This window comes from Streptomyces sp. NPDC051563 (assembly GCF_044454225.1).
In the GTDB taxonomy this organism is placed as follows: Bacteria; Actinomycetota; Actinomycetes; order Streptomycetales; family Streptomycetaceae; genus Streptomyces.
On sequence record NZ_JBITDL010000024.1, the window covers coordinates 30065 to 45384 of the forward strand.

15 protein-coding genes are annotated in these 15320 nt (G+C 73.3%); 11 read left to right on the plus strand and 4 right to left on the minus strand.

Annotation, left to right across the window (positions count from 1 at the left end; all coding sequences use genetic code 11):
• The first annotated feature begins 47 nt into the window (after window positions 1-47).
• Window positions 48-935, plus strand: a complete 888-nt coding sequence (locus ACIA8F_RS26730) for a helix-turn-helix domain-containing protein (protein ID WP_399382445.1) — start codon at window positions 48-50, stop codon at window positions 933-935.
• A gap of 12 nt (window positions 936-947) precedes the next feature.
• A complete protein-coding gene (locus tag ACIA8F_RS26735) occupies window positions 948-1169 on the plus strand; it encodes a DUF397 domain-containing protein (RefSeq protein ID WP_399382447.1) in 222 nt (73 codons plus the stop codon).
• A 44-nt stretch (window positions 1170-1213) separates the two neighbouring features.
• Here ACIA8F_RS26735 and ACIA8F_RS26740 read toward each other — a convergent pair whose 3' ends face one another.
• Window positions 1214-2389: an 8-amino-7-oxononanoate synthase gene (locus tag ACIA8F_RS26740; RefSeq protein ID WP_399382449.1), complete on the minus strand. Its 1176-nt coding sequence runs from the start codon at window positions 2387-2389 to the stop codon at window positions 1214-1216.
• A 157-nt stretch (window positions 2390-2546) separates the two neighbouring features.
• Between ACIA8F_RS26740 and bioB the strand changes: the two genes are divergently transcribed.
• The 4 genes from bioB to ACIA8F_RS26760 all read left to right on the plus strand — a co-directional run bounded on the left by bioB (window position 2547) and on the right by ACIA8F_RS26760 (window position 6873).
• Window positions 2547-3836, plus strand: coding sequence for a biotin synthase BioB (bioB, locus tag ACIA8F_RS26745; protein ID WP_399382450.1), 1290 nt, complete (start codon window positions 2547-2549; stop codon window positions 3834-3836).
• Window positions 3829-5151 carry an adenosylmethionine--8-amino-7-oxononanoate transaminase gene (locus tag ACIA8F_RS26750; RefSeq protein ID WP_399382451.1) on the plus strand — a complete coding sequence of 441 codons (1323 nt, stop codon included), beginning with the start codon at window positions 3829-3831 and terminating at the stop codon, window positions 5149-5151. The genes bioB and ACIA8F_RS26750 overlap by 8 nt, the downstream gene beginning before the upstream one ends.
• Window position 5152: 1 nt before the next feature.
• The gene (gene bioD, locus ACIA8F_RS26755) at window positions 5153-5854 is read left to right on the plus strand and encodes a dethiobiotin synthase (protein ID WP_399382453.1); all 702 of its coding nucleotides are present in this window, start codon (window positions 5153-5155) and stop codon (window positions 5852-5854) included.
• A gap of 152 nt (window positions 5855-6006) precedes the next feature.
• Window positions 6007-6873, plus strand: a complete 867-nt coding sequence (locus ACIA8F_RS26760) for a DMT family transporter (protein WP_399382454.1) — start codon at window positions 6007-6009, stop codon at window positions 6871-6873.
• A gap of 34 nt (window positions 6874-6907) precedes the next feature.
• On the opposite strand, the gene ACIA8F_RS26765 is transcribed toward ACIA8F_RS26760, so the two are convergent.
• Both ACIA8F_RS26765 and ACIA8F_RS26770 read right to left on the minus strand, forming a co-directional pair.
• Window positions 6908-7552 carry a hypothetical protein gene (locus ACIA8F_RS26765; protein WP_399382456.1) on the minus strand — a complete coding sequence of 215 codons (645 nt, stop codon included), beginning with the start codon at window positions 7550-7552 and terminating at the stop codon, window positions 6908-6910.
• Entirely contained in the window at window positions 7549-7980 is a 432-nt protein-coding gene (locus ACIA8F_RS26770; protein WP_399382457.1) for a GNAT family N-acetyltransferase, read from the minus strand. The genes ACIA8F_RS26765 and ACIA8F_RS26770 overlap by 4 nt, the downstream gene beginning before the upstream one ends.
• 346 nt (window positions 7981-8326) lie before the next feature.
• On the opposite strand from ACIA8F_RS26770, the gene ACIA8F_RS26775 reads away from it, so the two are divergent.
• The 5 genes from ACIA8F_RS26775 to mug all read left to right on the plus strand — a co-directional run bounded on the left by ACIA8F_RS26775 (window position 8327) and on the right by mug (window position 13722).
• Window positions 8327-9667, plus strand: a complete 1341-nt coding sequence (locus ACIA8F_RS26775; RefSeq protein WP_399382459.1) for a hemolysin family protein — start codon at window positions 8327-8329, stop codon at window positions 9665-9667.
• A complete protein-coding gene (locus ACIA8F_RS26780; RefSeq protein ID WP_399382461.1) occupies window positions 9664-10683 on the plus strand; it encodes a hemolysin family protein in 1020 nt (339 codons plus the stop codon). Before ACIA8F_RS26775 ends, ACIA8F_RS26780 begins: the two co-directional genes overlap by 4 nt.
• An 83-nt stretch (window positions 10684-10766) precedes the next feature.
• Window positions 10767-11558 (plus strand): SGNH/GDSL hydrolase family protein, encoded by a 792-nt coding sequence (locus ACIA8F_RS26785; protein ID WP_399382462.1) that lies wholly within the window; start codon window positions 10767-10769, stop codon window positions 11556-11558.
• Window positions 11559-11731: 173 nt separating this feature from the next.
• Entirely contained in the window at window positions 11732-13165 is a 1434-nt protein-coding gene (purB, locus tag ACIA8F_RS26790; protein ID WP_399382464.1) for an adenylosuccinate lyase, read from the plus strand.
• Window positions 13162-13722 (plus strand): G/U mismatch-specific DNA glycosylase, encoded by a 561-nt coding sequence (gene mug / locus ACIA8F_RS26795; RefSeq protein ID WP_399382583.1) that lies wholly within the window; start codon window positions 13162-13164, stop codon window positions 13720-13722. The genes purB and mug overlap by 4 nt, the downstream gene beginning before the upstream one ends.
• Before the next feature lie 36 nt (window positions 13723-13758).
• Here mug and ACIA8F_RS26800 read toward each other — a convergent pair whose 3' ends face one another.
• Window positions 13759-15276 (minus strand): MFS transporter, encoded by a 1518-nt coding sequence (locus ACIA8F_RS26800; protein WP_399382465.1) that lies wholly within the window; start codon window positions 15274-15276, stop codon window positions 13759-13761.
• Window positions 15277-15320: the final 44 nt, after the last annotated feature.

The following is a 15320-nucleotide window of genomic DNA, read 5'->3' on the forward strand; positions in this document are numbered from 1 at the left end:
TTTGGACGGCAGACTGGTGCGACCTGTGCCGGTGGAAGGAGGCGGATGTGCAGCACGGTCCCGCGGTGCGCCGGCGCAAGCTCGGCGAGGAGCTGCGTGCCCTACGCGACCGGTCCGGACTCACCAGCGGTGAGGCGGCCCGGCTCGCGGGATGGCACCAGTCGAAGATCAGCCGCATCGAGACGGGGCGCAGCGGCGTCAAGGTGGAGGACATCCGGATCCTGCTCGACGTCTACGGGGAGGACGTCGTGAGCGCGCAGCAGCGCGCCCTGCTGGAGGCCCTCTCGGCCTCGGCGGCGGGCCCCGCCCCGGACGAGGACACCGGCCGCGGGCGCCAGTGGTGGCACGACTACCGGGGGCTGCTGCCGCAGGAGTACCGGGACTTCATCAGCCTGGAGGCGGGCGCGCGGTCGGCCCGCACCGTCGAACTGTCGGTGGTGCCGGGTCTGCTGCAGACCCCGCAGTACGCGCGGGCCGTGACCCGGGCCGCGCTGGGCGGGCTGCCGGAGCCGAAGGTGGAGGCGCTGGTCGACGTGCGCCTGGCGCGCCAGTCGGTCCTGCGGGCGGATCCGCCGCTGGAGCTGAGCGCCGTCCTGGACGAGGCGGTGCTGCGGCGGGCGATCGGCGGGGCGGGGGTGATGGAGGAACAGCTGAGGCACCTGGTGGAGGTGTCGCGTTTGCCCCAAGTGCGGCTCCAGGTACTGCCGTTCAGCGTAGGGGGACATCTCGGCCTCACCGGACCGTTCGTCATCTTCTCATTTCCGAACATCGCCGATCTGGATGTGGTGGTACTCGACCATTTGACGAGTAGCCTCTATCTGGAGCGGAAGGAAGACCTTGAGGCGTACAGCGCCGCGTTCCGCACCATCCAGGCGCACGCCCTCCCGCCCCGCGATTCGTCGGATCTCATCAGCGCCCTCGCTGACGACGCGTAAGGAGGCACCTCCGTGTCCGCAACCCCCTTATCCACAGGCGGACTTCTGAACAGCGCGCGGTGGCGGCGAAGCAGCCGCAGCACCGGGATGAACAACTGTGTGGAAACGGCCGCCCTCGGCGGCGGCCTGCTCGCCGTCCGCGACTCCAAGCGGACGGACGGCCCGGCCGTGCTCTTCACCGGGCCGGCCTGGCACGGCTTCCTCGTCACCGTCCGTGCGGATCTCGGGACGTAGGAACGCGGGCCCCCGGAACACCGGAGCGCCCGTAGCGGCTCCGTTCAGCGGTCCGTGGCTCCGGCCGGAGCGGTCCTCAGGATCGTCCCCACCGCACGGCTGATCTCCTCCCCCGTGAGATCCGCCCGCGCGGTCAGTCGCAGCCGGGAGATGCCGTCCGGTACCGACGGCGGCCGGAAGCACCCCACGGACAGACCTGCCTCGCGGCAGTCGGCGGCCCAGCGCAGTGCCGCCGAAGCCGACGGGGCCCGTACCGACACCACGGCCGCGTCCGGCCGGGCCGCGGTCAGGCCGGACGCGGTGAGCCGCCCGTACAGTTCGGCGGCCACCGCGCGGGCGCGGTCCGCGCGCTCCGGTTCCCGCTCCAGCAGGCGCAGGGCGGCCAGTGCGGCGCCCGTCGCGGCCGGGGCCAGCCCGGTGTCGAAGATGAAGGTCCGCGCCGTGTTGACCAGGTGCCGGATCACCTTGGCCGGGCCGAGCACCGCACCGCCCTGGCTGCCCAGGGACTTCGAGAGGGTGAGCGTCGCGACCACCCCGGGAGCCCCCGCGAGCCCGGCCGCGTGCAGCGCACCGCGGCCCCCCTCGCCCAGCACCCCGAGGCCGTGCGCATCGTCCACCAGCAGGGCCGCGCCCTCGGCCCGGCAGGCCTCGGCGTGGGCCGCGAGCGGGGCGGCGTCCCCGTCGACCGAGAACACCGAGTCGGTGACCAGCAGCGCCCGCCCCCGGTGGGCGGCGAGCGTCTTGCGGGCGGCGTCCGGGTCGCAGTGCGGCACGACGGCGGTCTCGGCGCGCGACAGCCGGCAACCGTCCACGATCGAGGCGTGGTTGCCCGCGTCCGAGGCCACCAGGGTGCCCCGGTCGCTGAGCGCGGTGACGGCGGCCAGGTTGGCCGCGTACCCGGAGGAGAGCACGAGGGCCGCCTCGAAACCGCAGAAGGCCGCCAGCTCCCGTTCCAGCTCGTCGTGCAGTTCGGTGGTGCCGGTGACGAGCCGCGATCCGGTGGCCCCCGCGCCCCAGCGCCCGGCGGCCTCGCGCGCGCCCCGTACGGTCTCCGGGTGCCGGGACAGCCCGAGGTAGTCGTTGCTGGCGAGGTCGAGGAGCGGGGAGTCCGCCGGCCGCGGACGCAGCGTCCGGACGAGTCCGGCCTGCTCCCTGGCCCGCTCCGCGTCGTCGATCCAGGAGAAGACGTCCACGGGGGCGGGGGTGTGCTGGTGCGGCATCGACGGTCCTCGGGTTTTTGTCGGCAGTCCACAGACCTGCCCGACCCTAACCGCCCGTGACCCCTGCGTCAGGTGTGGCGATACACACACTCTCTTCCGGCCATGTTGTTCGATCTCTCCTTGGCCGGGAGTGCCCGGGTGGGACAGGATCGGCATCATGGACCTGCTGAACACCCTCGTGGACAAGGGGCTGCGGCGTGAGCTGCCGACCCGCGAAGAGGCACTCGCCGTGCTGGCGACCTCTGACGACGAACTGCTCGACGTGGTGGCCGCGGCCGGCAAGGTGCGCCGGCAGTGGTTCGGGCGCCGGGTCAAGCTGAACTACCTGGTCAACCTGAAGTCGGGGCTCTGCCCCGAGGACTGCTCGTACTGTTCCCAGCGGCTGGGATCGAAGGCCGAGATCCTCAAGTACACGTGGCTGAAGCCCGACGAGGCCTCCCAGGCCGCGGCCGCCGGCGTCGCCGGCGGGGCCAAGCGGGTGTGCCTGGTGGCGAGCGGCCGGGGTCCGACGGACCGTGACGTGGACCGTGTCGGCAAGACGATCGCGGCCATCAAGGAGCAGAACGAGGGCGTCGAGGTGTGCGCCTGCCTCGGTCTGCTCTCCGACGGCCAGGCCGAACGCCTGAAGGATGCGGGCGCGGACGCCTACAACCACAACCTCAACACCTCCGAGGCCACGTACGGCCAGATCACCAAGACCCACACCTACGCGGACCGGGTCGACACGGTGCAGAAGGCGCACGCCGCCGGCCTGTCGGCCTGCTCGGGCCTGATCGCGGGCATGGGCGAGAGCGACGAGGACCTCGTCGACGTCGTCTACGCGCTGCGCGAGCTCGACAGCGACTCGGTCCCGGTCAACTTCCTGATCCCCTTCGAGGGCACCCCGCTGGCCAAGGAGTGGAACCTCACCCCGCAGCGCGCCCTGCGCATCCTCGCGATGGTCCGCTTCGTCTGCCCCGACGTCGAGGTGCGCATCGCGGGCGGCCGCGAGGTGCACCTGCGCACCCTGCAGCCGCTGGCGCTGCACATCGCGAACTCGATCTTCCTGGGCGACTACCTGACCAGTGAGGGCCAGGCCGGACAGGCCGACCTCGACATGATCGCGGACGCCGGTTTCGAGGTGGAGGGCGCCGGTACGACGACCCTTCCCGCGCACCGCTCCGACGTCGCGGCGGCGGCCACCACCGGCGGCTGCGGTTCGAAGGGCGCGGGCGCCCCGGTCTGCGGCTCCTCCGCCACGGCGGACGAGGCCGGCTGCGGTTCGGCGTGCGGCGGCTGCTCGGGGCACGCCGAGCACGAGGCCCCCGTGGCGGCTTCCGTGGCGGCGTCCGTGGCCGCTCCGGCCGAAGCACCCGTACCGGCTCAGGCGGAGGCGGGCGAGGTCCGCTCCGACCTGGTGGCGGTGCGCCGCCGCGGCGCGGGAACGGATCTCGCTCCCAATGCCTGATCAGCGCCACTCGCCCGACGCGCTGCCGGCCGCCGAACTGCTCGCGCTGGACCGGCAGCACGTCTGGCACCCGTACGGCCCGATGCCCGGGCGGCAGGAGCCGCTCGTCGTCGCCTCCGCCTCGGGGGTCCGGCTGCGGCTGGCCGAGCCCTCGCAGGGGCAGGACGAGCTGGTCGACGGCATGGCCTCCTGGTGGTCGGCGATCCACGGGTACAACCACCCGGTGCTGAACGAGGCCGTCACCGGCCAGCTCGGCCGGATGTCGCACGTGATGTTCGGCGGGCTCACCCACGAGCCCGCCGTCCGGCTGGCCGCCAAGCTCGTCGAGCTCACCCCGGCCGGCCTGGAGCACGTCTTCCTCGCCGACTCCGGCTCGGTCTCGGTCGAGGTCGCGGTCAAGATGTGCCTGCAGTACTGGCGTTCGGTGGGGCGCCCCGGGAAGACCCGCCTGCTCACCTGGCGGGGCGGCTACCACGGGGACACCTGGCAGCCGATGGCCGTCTGCGATCCCGAGGGCGGCATGCACGAGCTGTGGTCGGGCATCCTCCCGCGCCAGCTGTTCGCGGACGTCCCGCCGAGCGGTTTCTCCGCTCCCGTGGACGAGGCCTACGTCGCCCACCTGCGCTCCCTGTTCTCCGCGCACGCGCAGGAGCTGGCAGCCGTGATCGTGGAGCCCGTGGTCCAGGGCGCGGGCGGCATGCGCTTCCACAACCCGGGCTACCTGCGGGTGCTGCGGGAGCTGTGCGACGAGTTCGACGTGCTGCTGATCCTCGACGAGATCGCCACGGGCTTCGGCCGCACGGGCGCGCTGTTCGCGGCCGGCCACGCCGGGATCACCCCGGACGTGATGTGCCTGGGCAAGGCACTGACCGGCGGCTACCTCACCCTCGCGGCCACCCTGTGCACGGAACGGGTCGCGGACGGCATCTCGCGGGGCGAGGTGCCGGTCCTGGCCCACGGGCCGACCTTCATGGGCAACCCGCTGGCCAGCGCGGTGGCCCTGGCCTCCATCGACCTGCTGCTCGGCCAGGACTGGCAGGGCGAGGTCAAGCGCATCGAGGCGGGCCTGCTGGAGGGCCTGGCCCCGGCCGCGGAGCTGCCGGGCGTCCAGGAGGTACGGGTCCTGGGCGCCATCGGCGTCGTCCAGCTCGACCACCCGGTCGACATGGCCCGCGCCACCGCGGCGGCCGTCAGGGAGGGCGTCTGGCTGCGCCCGTTCCGGGACCTGATCTACACCATGCCGCCGTACGTGACGGCCGACACCGACGTGGCCCGCATCTGCCGGGCCGTGGTCGCGGCCGCGAAGGAGGCCTGACATGGCGGTACTCGTGGTCTCCGGGACCGGGACCGAGATCGGCAAGACGGTCGTCACCTCGGCCGTCGCCGCGGCCGCGCTCGCGGCGGGCCTCTCGGTGGCCGTACTGAAGCCGGCCCAGACGGGCGTCGCCCCGGACGAGCCCGGAGACGCCGCGGAGGTCCGCCGGCTGGCGGGCTCCGGCGTCACCACGGCCGAGCTGGCCCGCTATCCGGAGCCCCTGGCCCCGGACACGGCGGCCCGGCGCTCGGGCCTCCCGACGGTCTCCCCGGAGCGGATCGCCGAGGCGGCCCGCGGGCTCGCCCTCTCCCACGACCTGGTCCTGGTCGAGGGCGCGGGCGGCCTCCTGGTCCGCTTCGACAAGGAGGGGCACACCCTGGCGGACGCGGCCCGCCTGCTCGGCGCCCCGGTGCTGATCGTGGCTCCGGCCGGCCTCGGCACCCTCAACTCCACCGCCCTGACGGCCGAAGCCCTCCGGGCCCGCGGCCTGACCTCCCCGGGCGTGGTGATCGGCAGCTGGCCGGCCGAACCGGACCTGGCGTCCCGCTGCAATCTGGCCGACCTGCCCTCGGTCTCCGCGCTCCCCCTGCTGGGCATGGTCCCGGCCGGCGCGGGCACTCTCCCCCCGGCCGACTTCCGCGCCTCGGCGCCCGGCTGGCTCGCCGCGCCCCTCCACGGCACCTGGTCGGCGCCCTCCGGCTGACCCGCCTCCACGCGCGGGCCCCGGGCGACGGGACTCCGTACGGCGACCCGCCGCCCGGCCCGTTGGGGCCGGACGGGGGAACGGGCCCCGCCGCACGCTCCCCCGGCGGTGTCGCGGTGGGGAGTCGCGGCGGGGCGGATGAGGATCGGGGCGTGGGCTTCCTCGTACCGGTCCTCTTCGCGCTGTTCGCGGCGCTCAGCAACGCCCTCGCGACCGTGCTCCAGCGGCGGGCGGCGCTCATCGTGCCGCAGAGCGACGGGTTCCGCTTCGGCCTGGTCCTCGACCTGCTGCGCCAGCCGCTGTGGATCGGCGGGATCCTGGCCGTGATCGCGGCCGGCGCCGGGCAGGCCGTCGCGCTGGCCACGGGCGCGCTGTCCCTCGTACAGCCGCTGTTCGTCCTGGAGCTGCCGCTCGCCCTGCTGATCGCCTCGCTGGTGACCCGGACCCGGATGCCGTGGCCGCTGTGGCTCGCCGTGGGAGGAGTGGTCGCCGGACTCGGGATCGTCCTGGTGGCCGCCTCACCGGCGGGGAACCGTACGGACGTTCCCGCCGACCGGTGGGTGCTGGCCCTGGCCGCGTGCGCGGTGGCGGTGGCGGTGCTGTCCGCGATCGGCCTGCGGCGGCGGCCCGGCCGGATCCGGGCCGGATGCCTCGGCGCGGCCACCGCCGTCTGCTACGCCCTGACCGCCGCACTGATGAAATCGGCGATGCACGTGCTTGACCGGGACGGCATCGGCGCCTTCCTGCGCTCCTGGGAGACCTACGCCTTCGGCGCGACCGGCATCTGCGCCCTCCTGCTCCTCGAACACGCCATGCAGGGCGGCCCGCTGGTCGCCTCGCAGCCCGCGCTGACGCTCGGGGACGCGGGGGTCAGCGTGGCACTGGGCGTGCTCCTGTACGAGGAACACCTCCGGACCCACTGGTGGCTGCTTCCGCAGCTGCTGGGCCTGTCCCTGATCTGCGCCGGAGTGCTCGCCCTGGCCAGGGACGGCTCGGGGGCCGATGCCGGCGCGACCTGAGCCGAGCCCTCCGGCACCCGGGACCCCGCCCGCCTCAGTGGCCTCCGCGGGGCTCCGGGCAGCCGCCCTCGGCGTACACCCCGTGCGCCTCCACGGTCAGCGGCGGGCCCAGCCGGCCCGTCACGCACGGGCCGCTCTCGGGGACCGACAGGACGAAGGAGACGTTCACGGCCCCGGTTCCGTACACGCCGCCGGCGTCGAACCCGTAGCCCAGCCCGGTCAGCAGCGCGCGGACCTCGTCCACGGTGTGCGGCGCACCCTTCCCGCCGGAGCCGCCGGCCATCGCCGCCCTGATCCGTGCGGCGTGCGCGTCGCCCCGGCAGCGGGCCCCGGGAGTGAGCCGGGCCTGCTGCTTGTAGGCGTGGTTCTCCGCGTACTTGCCCGCCTCGGGATCCGCGGGCGACCCTCCCGCCGCGGCCCCGGGGCTCGCGGCGGCCGTGGCGGCGTCCGCGCACCGCGCCGCGATCGCGGGGAACAGCGCGTCGTGGCGCGCGACCGCCTCGGCCGCCCGGGCCGCGTGGTCCACGGACGGGGCCACGGACGGCGCAGCGGGCTCCGGCGAGTCCCCGGCCCCCGCGGTCCGCGTGCCGCAGCCGGTCAGCGCGACCGCTCCGGCGGCGAGCAGCAGGGCGCCGGCCCGGGTCCGGATGCCGGGGCGCGTGCGGGTGCGGGTGGTCACGCCGTCTCCGCCAGCGGCTTGACCCAGCGCCGCCAGTGATCCTCCCGGTGGTATCCGGCCGCGGCCCAGGCCCGCTGCGCGCTCTCGTTCGCTTCGAGGACCATCGCGTCGCCGCGGCGGCCCCCGAGGGCGACGAAGCGCTGCTCGGCCGCGTCCAGGAGCGCCGTCGCGATCCCCTGACGGCGCCGGGACGGCAGTACGGCCAGCCGGTACAGCGACGCCCGCCAGCCGTCCCAGCCGGCGATCACGGACCCGACGAGGACCCCGTCGCTCTCCGCGAGGAGCAGCGCGTCCGGATCACGGGTGACGAGCCGGATCACACCGTCCGCGTCGTCCGTGATCGACGTGCCCTCCGCCGCTTCCTTCCAGAAGGCGAGCACGGTCCCGGCGTCGGCCGCCACGGCGGCCCGTATCTGCAGATCGGTCATGTCCCGGAGCCAAGCACGACCGGCCGGTGGCCCGCCAGCGACTTCCGCCTGCCGAGACGTCCTCGGCGCGCACCAGCCGGTGCACGCCCGCCCGTCTCGCGTACGCCGAAGCGGAGGGGATGCGAGGATCGATCACGTCCGGCCCCTCGGGGTCCGGGGTCCACCGAAGGAATGATCCGCACGCTTTGCCCTTCCTTTACCATGGGGACAGCTGTTCCTCCCCTCCCCCTGATGAAAGGTGTGAGCGTCCGTCCATGGGCGAGCCTCCCAGTCCCCTCCCTTCCCGTCCGCGACAGCGCGCGACACCCCTCCTCCTGGCTGATCATGGGACGGAGGTGAAGGACCGATGACCGAAGTGCTCCTGCTCGTCGTGGCGCTGCTGCTCTGCCTTGCCTGCGGAGTCTTCGTCGCGGCCGAGTTCTCGCTGACCACCATCGAGCGCAGCGAACTGGAGCGGGCCGTCGAGCGCGGCGAGCGCGGCGCCGACAGCGCCCTGGCCGCCGTCCGCAGCCTGACGTTCCAGCTCTCCGGCGCCCAGCTCGGCATCACCGTGACCGGTCTGGTCATCGGCATGATCTCCAAGCCCTCGATCGCCGCCCTCCTCAAGGGCCCCTTCGAGGCCATGGGACTGTCCGCGGGCGCCGCGTCCTCCACCGCCCTGATCCTCGGCACCGTGCTGTCGACCGTCGTCCTGATGGTCGTGGGCGAGCTCGTCCCCAAGAACTGGGCGATCTCCTCCCCGCTGGCCGTCGCCCGGCGGGTGGCCACCTTCCAGCGGATCTTCAGCCGTGCCTTCAGGCCCCTGATCAGCCATCTGAACACCACGGCGAACCACATGGTCCGCCGGTTCGGCATGGAGCCCGCCGAGGAACTCGCCTCGGCGCGCACCCCGCAGGAGCTGGCGGCCCTGGCCCGGCACTCCGCGCGGGCCGGCGCCCTGGAGAAGGACACCGCCGAACTCTTCATGCGGACCTTGAACCTCGCCGACCTGACCGCGGAGAACGTCATGACCCCGCGGGTCCAGGTCACCGCCCTCGACCTGCAGACCACCGCCGAGGACGTGGCGAACGCGACGCTCGCCACCGGCCTCTCCCGGTTCCCGGTCTACCGGGGCAGCCTCGACAGCGTCGTCGGCACCGTCCACATCAAGGACGTACTGGCCCTACCGGCCGAGGACCGGCACCGCACCCCGGTCTCGCAGCTGCTGCGCGAACCCCTCCTCGTACCGGAGTCGCTCACCGTGGACCGGCTGCTGGACCGGCTGTCCGGGAAGCAGACGATGGCCGTGGTCATCGACGAGTACGGCGGCACGGCCGGTGTCGCCACGCTGGAGGACATCGTCGAGGAGGTCGTCGGCGAGGTGCGCGACGAGCACGATCCGCACGAGACCCCCGACCTGGCCCCGGCCGGGGAGGACGGCTCCGGGCGCGCCCTGTTCGAGGCCGACGGCGCCGCGCGCACCGACCAGCTCCAGCGGATCGGACTGCGCGTGCCGGACGGCCCGTACGAGACCCTGGCCGGTCTGATAGCGACCGAACTGGGGCGGATCCCGCTGGCCGGCGACAGCCTCGAGCTGGCCGGATGGCGGCTGGACGTGGTGGACGCGAGCGGGCGGCGGGCCGCGCGGGTGCTGTTGCACGCGCCGGCCGAACCGACCCCCGCCGATGGTGTGGAGGAGGCACGATGACCGCCGTCCAGTTGCTGATCGGCCTGGCGACCCTGGTCGTCAACGCCTTCTTCGTCGGCGCGGAATTCGCCATGATCTCCGTGCGGCGCAGCCAGATCGAACCGTACGCCGAGCAGGGCGACCGCAGGGCGCGCGCCGTGCTGTGGGGCCTGGAGCACGTGTCGGCGCTCATGGCGGCGGCCCAGCTGGGCATCACGCTGTGCACCCTGGTGCTGGGCGTGGTGGCCGAGCCGGCCATCGCCCACCTGCTGACCCCGGCGTTCGATTTCTTCGGGGTGCCGTCCGGGCTGACCCACGCGATCTCCTTCGTGGTGGCACTGGCCCTGGCCACGTACCTGCACATGCTCTTCGGCGAGATGCTGCCGAAGAACGTCGCGCTGGCCGAGCCGGTGCGGACCGCCCTGCTGCTGGGCCCGCCGCTGGTGGCCCTCACCCGGGGGCTGAAGCCGGTGATCTTCGCGATCAACGCCTTCGCCAACACCCTGCTGCGGCTGCTGCGGGTGGAGGTCAAGGACGAGGTCGCGGCGACCTTCTCGGACGACGAGCTGGCCCGGATCGTGAAGGACTCCAGCGACGCGGGACTCATCGACGACCGCGCCAGCGAGCGGCTGCACGACGCCCTGGAACTGGGGCGGCGGCCGGTGACCGATGTGGTGCTGCCGGCGGACCGGGTGGTTCCGGCCCGCGAGGGCATCACGCCGGCCGGGCTGGAGCGCTTGTCGGCCGAGTCGGGGTACTCCCGGTTCCCGATGATCGACGTCCAGGGCCGGATCCTGGGATACCTGCACGTCAAGGACACGCTGGACGCGATCGAGCGGGACGAGCCCTTCCCGGTCACCGCGCTGCGGCCGATCGCGCAGGTCCGTGCGGAGACCCCGCTGGACGACGTGCTGACCGCGATGCGGCGCAGCCGTACGCACCTGGCGGCGGTGCTCGGTCCGGACGGGGTCATGACGGGCCTGGTCACGATGGAGGACGTGCTGCGGGAGCTGTTCGGCCGGCCCGCTTCGGCGTGACCGGCTGAGCGCGCCGCGGTGCGCGCGGTACCCCCGGGCCCGCGGGCGGGACGGGGGTACCGCGCGGTAGCATCGCTCCCGCCATGGAGATGAATGCGCGGTACACCAGTTTCGTCGCGGTCGGCGACTCCTTCACCGAGGGCATGTCGGACCTGCTCCCCGACGGCTCCTACCGGGGCTGGGCCGATCTGCTCGCCGACCGCCTCGCCGCCCGCGAGCCGGGCTTCCGCTACGCGAACCTCGCGGTCCGCGGCAAGCTGATCGGCCAGATCGCCGGGGAGCAGGCGCCCGCGGCCGCCGAGATGGGCGCCGATCTGGTGACCCTGGTCGGCGGACTCAACGACACCCTGCGCCCCAAGGTGGACATGGGCCGGGTGCGCGGGCACCTGGAAGAGGCCGTCGGCCTGCTGGCGCCCTCCTGCGGGACGCTGGTCCTGATGCGCTCGCCGGGCCGCAACGGCCCCGTGATGGAACGTTTCCGCCCGCGCATGGAGGAGCTCTTCGTCATCATCGAGGAGCTCGCCGCGCGGCACGGCGCCCTCGTGGTCGACCTGTACGGGTCCCCCGCGCTCGGGGATCAGCGGATGTGGGACGTGGACCGGCTGCACCTGACGGCCGAAGGCCACCGCAGGGTCGCCGAGGCCGTCTGGCAGACCCTGGGCCTGCCGTCCGAGGCCGACTGGAACGCCGACCTGCCGCCCGCCGTGCCCCCCGGCTGGACCGCGCGCCGCTCCCAGGACCTCAGCTTCGCCCGGCAGCACCTGCTCCCCTGGGTCGGCCGGCGCCTGACGGGCCGCTCCAGCGGGGACGGACGGCCGGCCAAGCGCCCGGAACTGCTGCCGTACGAGGCTCCGGCGGGCGACCGGCTCATCTAGGGGGCGTCTTGCCCGCCACCGGGGGCGGGCCTCACGGGGGCGGGTTGCGGCCACCCCGGCCCGCCCGCACCAGCTTTCGCCCGCCCCCGCTCGCTCTCGTAGCAAGGCACAATCCCGGCCGGGTCCCCTACCTGCGTAAACGCACAGCCGGGGCCCAAGTAGAATCCATCCACGTGACTGCCAAGCCCCGCATCCCCAATGTCCTGGCCGGCCGCTACGCCTCCGCGGAGCTCGCCGTCCTGTGGTCCCCCGAGTACAAGGTGACGCTGGAGCGGCGGCTGTGGCTCGCCGTGCTCCGCGCCCAGAAGGATCTCGGCATCGAGGTCCCCGACGAGGCCCTCGCCGACTACGAGCGCGTCCTGGAGACCGTCGACCTCGCCTCCATCGCCGAGCGCGAGAAGGTCACCCGGCACGACGTGAAGGCCCGCATCGAGGAGTTCAACGCCCTCGCCGGCCACGAGCACGTCCACAAGGGCATGACCTCCCGCGACCTCACCGAGAACGTCGAGCAGCTCCAGATCCGGCTCTCGCTGGAACTGGTCCGGGACCGCACGGTCGCCGTCCTCGCCCGCCTCGGCAAGCTGGCCGGCGAGCACGCCGAGCTGGTCATGGCCGGCCGCTCCCACAACGTCGCCGCGCAGGCGACCACCCTGGGCAAGCGCTTCGCCACCGCGGCCGACGAGCTGCTGGTCGCGTACGGCCGCCTCGAGGACCTGCTGACCCGCTACCCGCTGCGCGGCATCAAGGGCCCGGTCGGCACCTCCCAGGACATGCTGGACCTCCTCGGCGGCGACGCCGCGAAGCTGGCCGACCTGGAGCAGCGGATCGCGGCCCACCTCGGCTTCGGCCAGGCCTTCACCTCGGTCGGCCAGGTCTACCCGCGCTCGCTCGACTACGACGTGGTCACCGCCCTGGTGCAGCTGGCCGCCGCCCCCTCCTCGATCGCCAAGACGATCCGCCTGATGGCCGGCCACGAACTGGTGACCGAGGGCTTCAAGCCCGGCCAGGTCGGCTCCTCGGCGATGCCGCACAAGATGAACACCCGCTCCTGCGAGCGCGTGAACGGCCTGATGGTCATCCTGCGCGGCTACGCGTCGATGACGGGCGAGCTGGCCGGCGACCAGTGGAACGAGGGCGACGTCTCCTGCTCCGTGGTCCGCCGGGTCGCGCTGCCCGACGCGTTCTTCGCTCTCGACGGCCTGATGGAGACCTTCCTGACGGTCCTCGACGAGTTCGGCGCCTTCCCCGCCGTCGTGGCCCGCGAGCTGGACCGCTACCTCCCCTTCCTCGCCACCACCAAGGTCCTGATGGGCGCCGTGCGGGCCGGGGTGGGCCGCGAGTCCGCCCACGAGGTCATCAAGGAGCACGCGGTGGCCTCCGCGCTCGCCATGCGCGAGCAGGGCGCCGAGCGCAACGAGCTGCTGGAGAAGCTGGCCGCCGACGAGCGCATGCCGCTGGACCGGGCCCAGCTGGACGCCCTGATGGCCGACAAGCTCTCCTTCACCGGCGCGGCGGGCGACCAGGTCGCCGCGGTGGTCTCGCGCATCGAGGAGATCACCAAGGAGCACCCCGCGGCCGCGGGCTACACCCCCGGGTCGATCCTCTGACCCCCGAAGAGCTGAACGCCGCCCGCGACCGCGTCCTCCCGGACGTGGTCGCGGGCGGTCTTCGTGTCCTCTTCTGCGGCATCAACCCGGGCCTCCTCTCCGCCGCGACGGGTCACCACTTCGCCCGCCCGGGCAACCGCTTCTGGCCGGTCCTCCACCGGTCGGGCTTCACCCCGCGCCTCCTCTCCCCCGCGGAACAGGAGGAGTTGCCGGCCTACGGCCTCGGCATCACGAACGTCGTGGCCCGCGCCACGGCCCGCGCCGACGAGCTGAGCGCCGAGGAGTTCCGCGAGGGAGGCCGCATCCTGACGGCCAAGGTGGAACTCCTGCGCCCCCAGTGGCTTGCCGTGGTCGGAGTCACCGCTTACCGCACCGCATTCGGCGACCGGAAGGCCCGCATCGGTCCGCAGGACCGGACCATCGGCGCCACCCGCATCTGGGCCCTGCCCAACCCCAGCGGCCTCAACGCCGGCTGGACCACCGCCGCGATGACCGAGGAATACGCCCGCCTGCGCACGGCCGCCGAGGACCCCGGCCAGGCCGACGCCGGGCCCTGAGGCGCCTCAAGGGCCGTCCCGCACTCCGGCCGTGTTTCACACGGCGAGGTGCTGCTTCGTGTCGGAGCCGGTGGCGGGCTCGGCGGCCGTGCCGTGCTGCTCCTCGTCGGGGCGGCCCTTCTCCGGCAGCAGGAAGGTGATCGCGAGGAACACCACCAGCAGGCAGGCCTGGACGATCAGCGCACGGTGGAATCCGCCGGTGAAGTCACCGGTCTCGGCCGCGGCGAAGAACACCGAGCCGAAGACGGCGACTCCGATGGAGCCGCCGACGGCCTGCACGGCCGACAGGACGCCCGAGGCGGAACCAATCTCGTCGTCGTCGACCGCGGCGAGGAGGAAGCTGAACAGCGCGGCGATCACCATGCCGGCGCCGATGCCCGCCACCGCGACTCCCGGAACGATGTCCCAGATCGAGAACGAGGCGGCGTCGAGGCCGTCGAGTTCGAACCAGAGCACGGCCGCGCCGGCCAGCTGGACCAGCGGTCCGATCTGCAGCACCCTGCGGCCGATCCTGTCGGCGAGGAAGGCTCCGCTGACGGCGCCGCCGATCGCGGTTCCCACGGCGAGGGGCAGGTTGCCCAGTCCCGCCTCACCGGCGGTGAAGTGCCGGCCGATCTGGAGAAACAGGGTCAGGACGAGCTGGCTTCCGATCAGTCCGCCGAAGAACAGGGCGATGCCACCGAGGCCGACGGTGAAGGCCGGCTTGCGGAGCAGGCCCGGGGTCACCAGCGGCTCACGGCCCGCGGCGGCCGTGCGGCGCTGCTGGAGGGCGAAGAGGGCGAACCCGATCGCCGAGGCGGCCATGGAGAGCCACGTCCACAGCGGCCAGCCGTTCTCCTGCCCCTGGTTGAGCGGCAGCACCAACAGGGCGCAGGACGCCATGACCAGGGCGGCGCCGGTCATGTCGACCCGTACCGTACGGTCACCCGCCTTCCTGGGCACGAACTTCGCGGCGACGACCAGCGCCGCGATGCCGATCGGCAGGTTGACCAGGAAGACCGACCGCCAGCCCAGGCCGAAGAAGTCGCCTTCGATGAGGAAGCCTCCCAGCACCGGGCCGATGATGCCGCCCAGGCCGAGGACGGGGCCGAAGATCGCGAACACCTTGGTGAGTTCGGGGCCGGAGAAGTTCTCCCGCAGCAGGCCCAGCCCCTGGGGCAGCAGCATCGCTCCGGCGGTCCCCTGGAGCAGGCGGAAGGCGATCAGCGACTCGATGCTCGGCGCGAGCGCGCACAGCAGCGAACTCGCGGTGAAGCCCGCCAGGCCGATCAGGAACATCCGGCGCCGGCCGTAGCGGTCGCCGAGCCGCCCGCCGAGCACGAGCCCGGCGCCCAGGGTGAGGGCGTAGCCGCCGATCACCCACTGCAGTCCAACGGAACCGGCGCCGAGGGACTCCTCCAGGGCCGGCCCGGCGACGTTGACGATCGATGCGTCCAGGAGATCCATGATCTCCGCGACGATCATCACCACCAGGATCAGCCACCGCCACCGGTAGGGCTCGGTCGTCTCGTCAGGGGTGGGGGACGGGTCACGCACGCTAGGTACCTCCATCATGAAGTAATTCCATGATGAAGGTAAAATGGTGGAGGTAGGTTGTC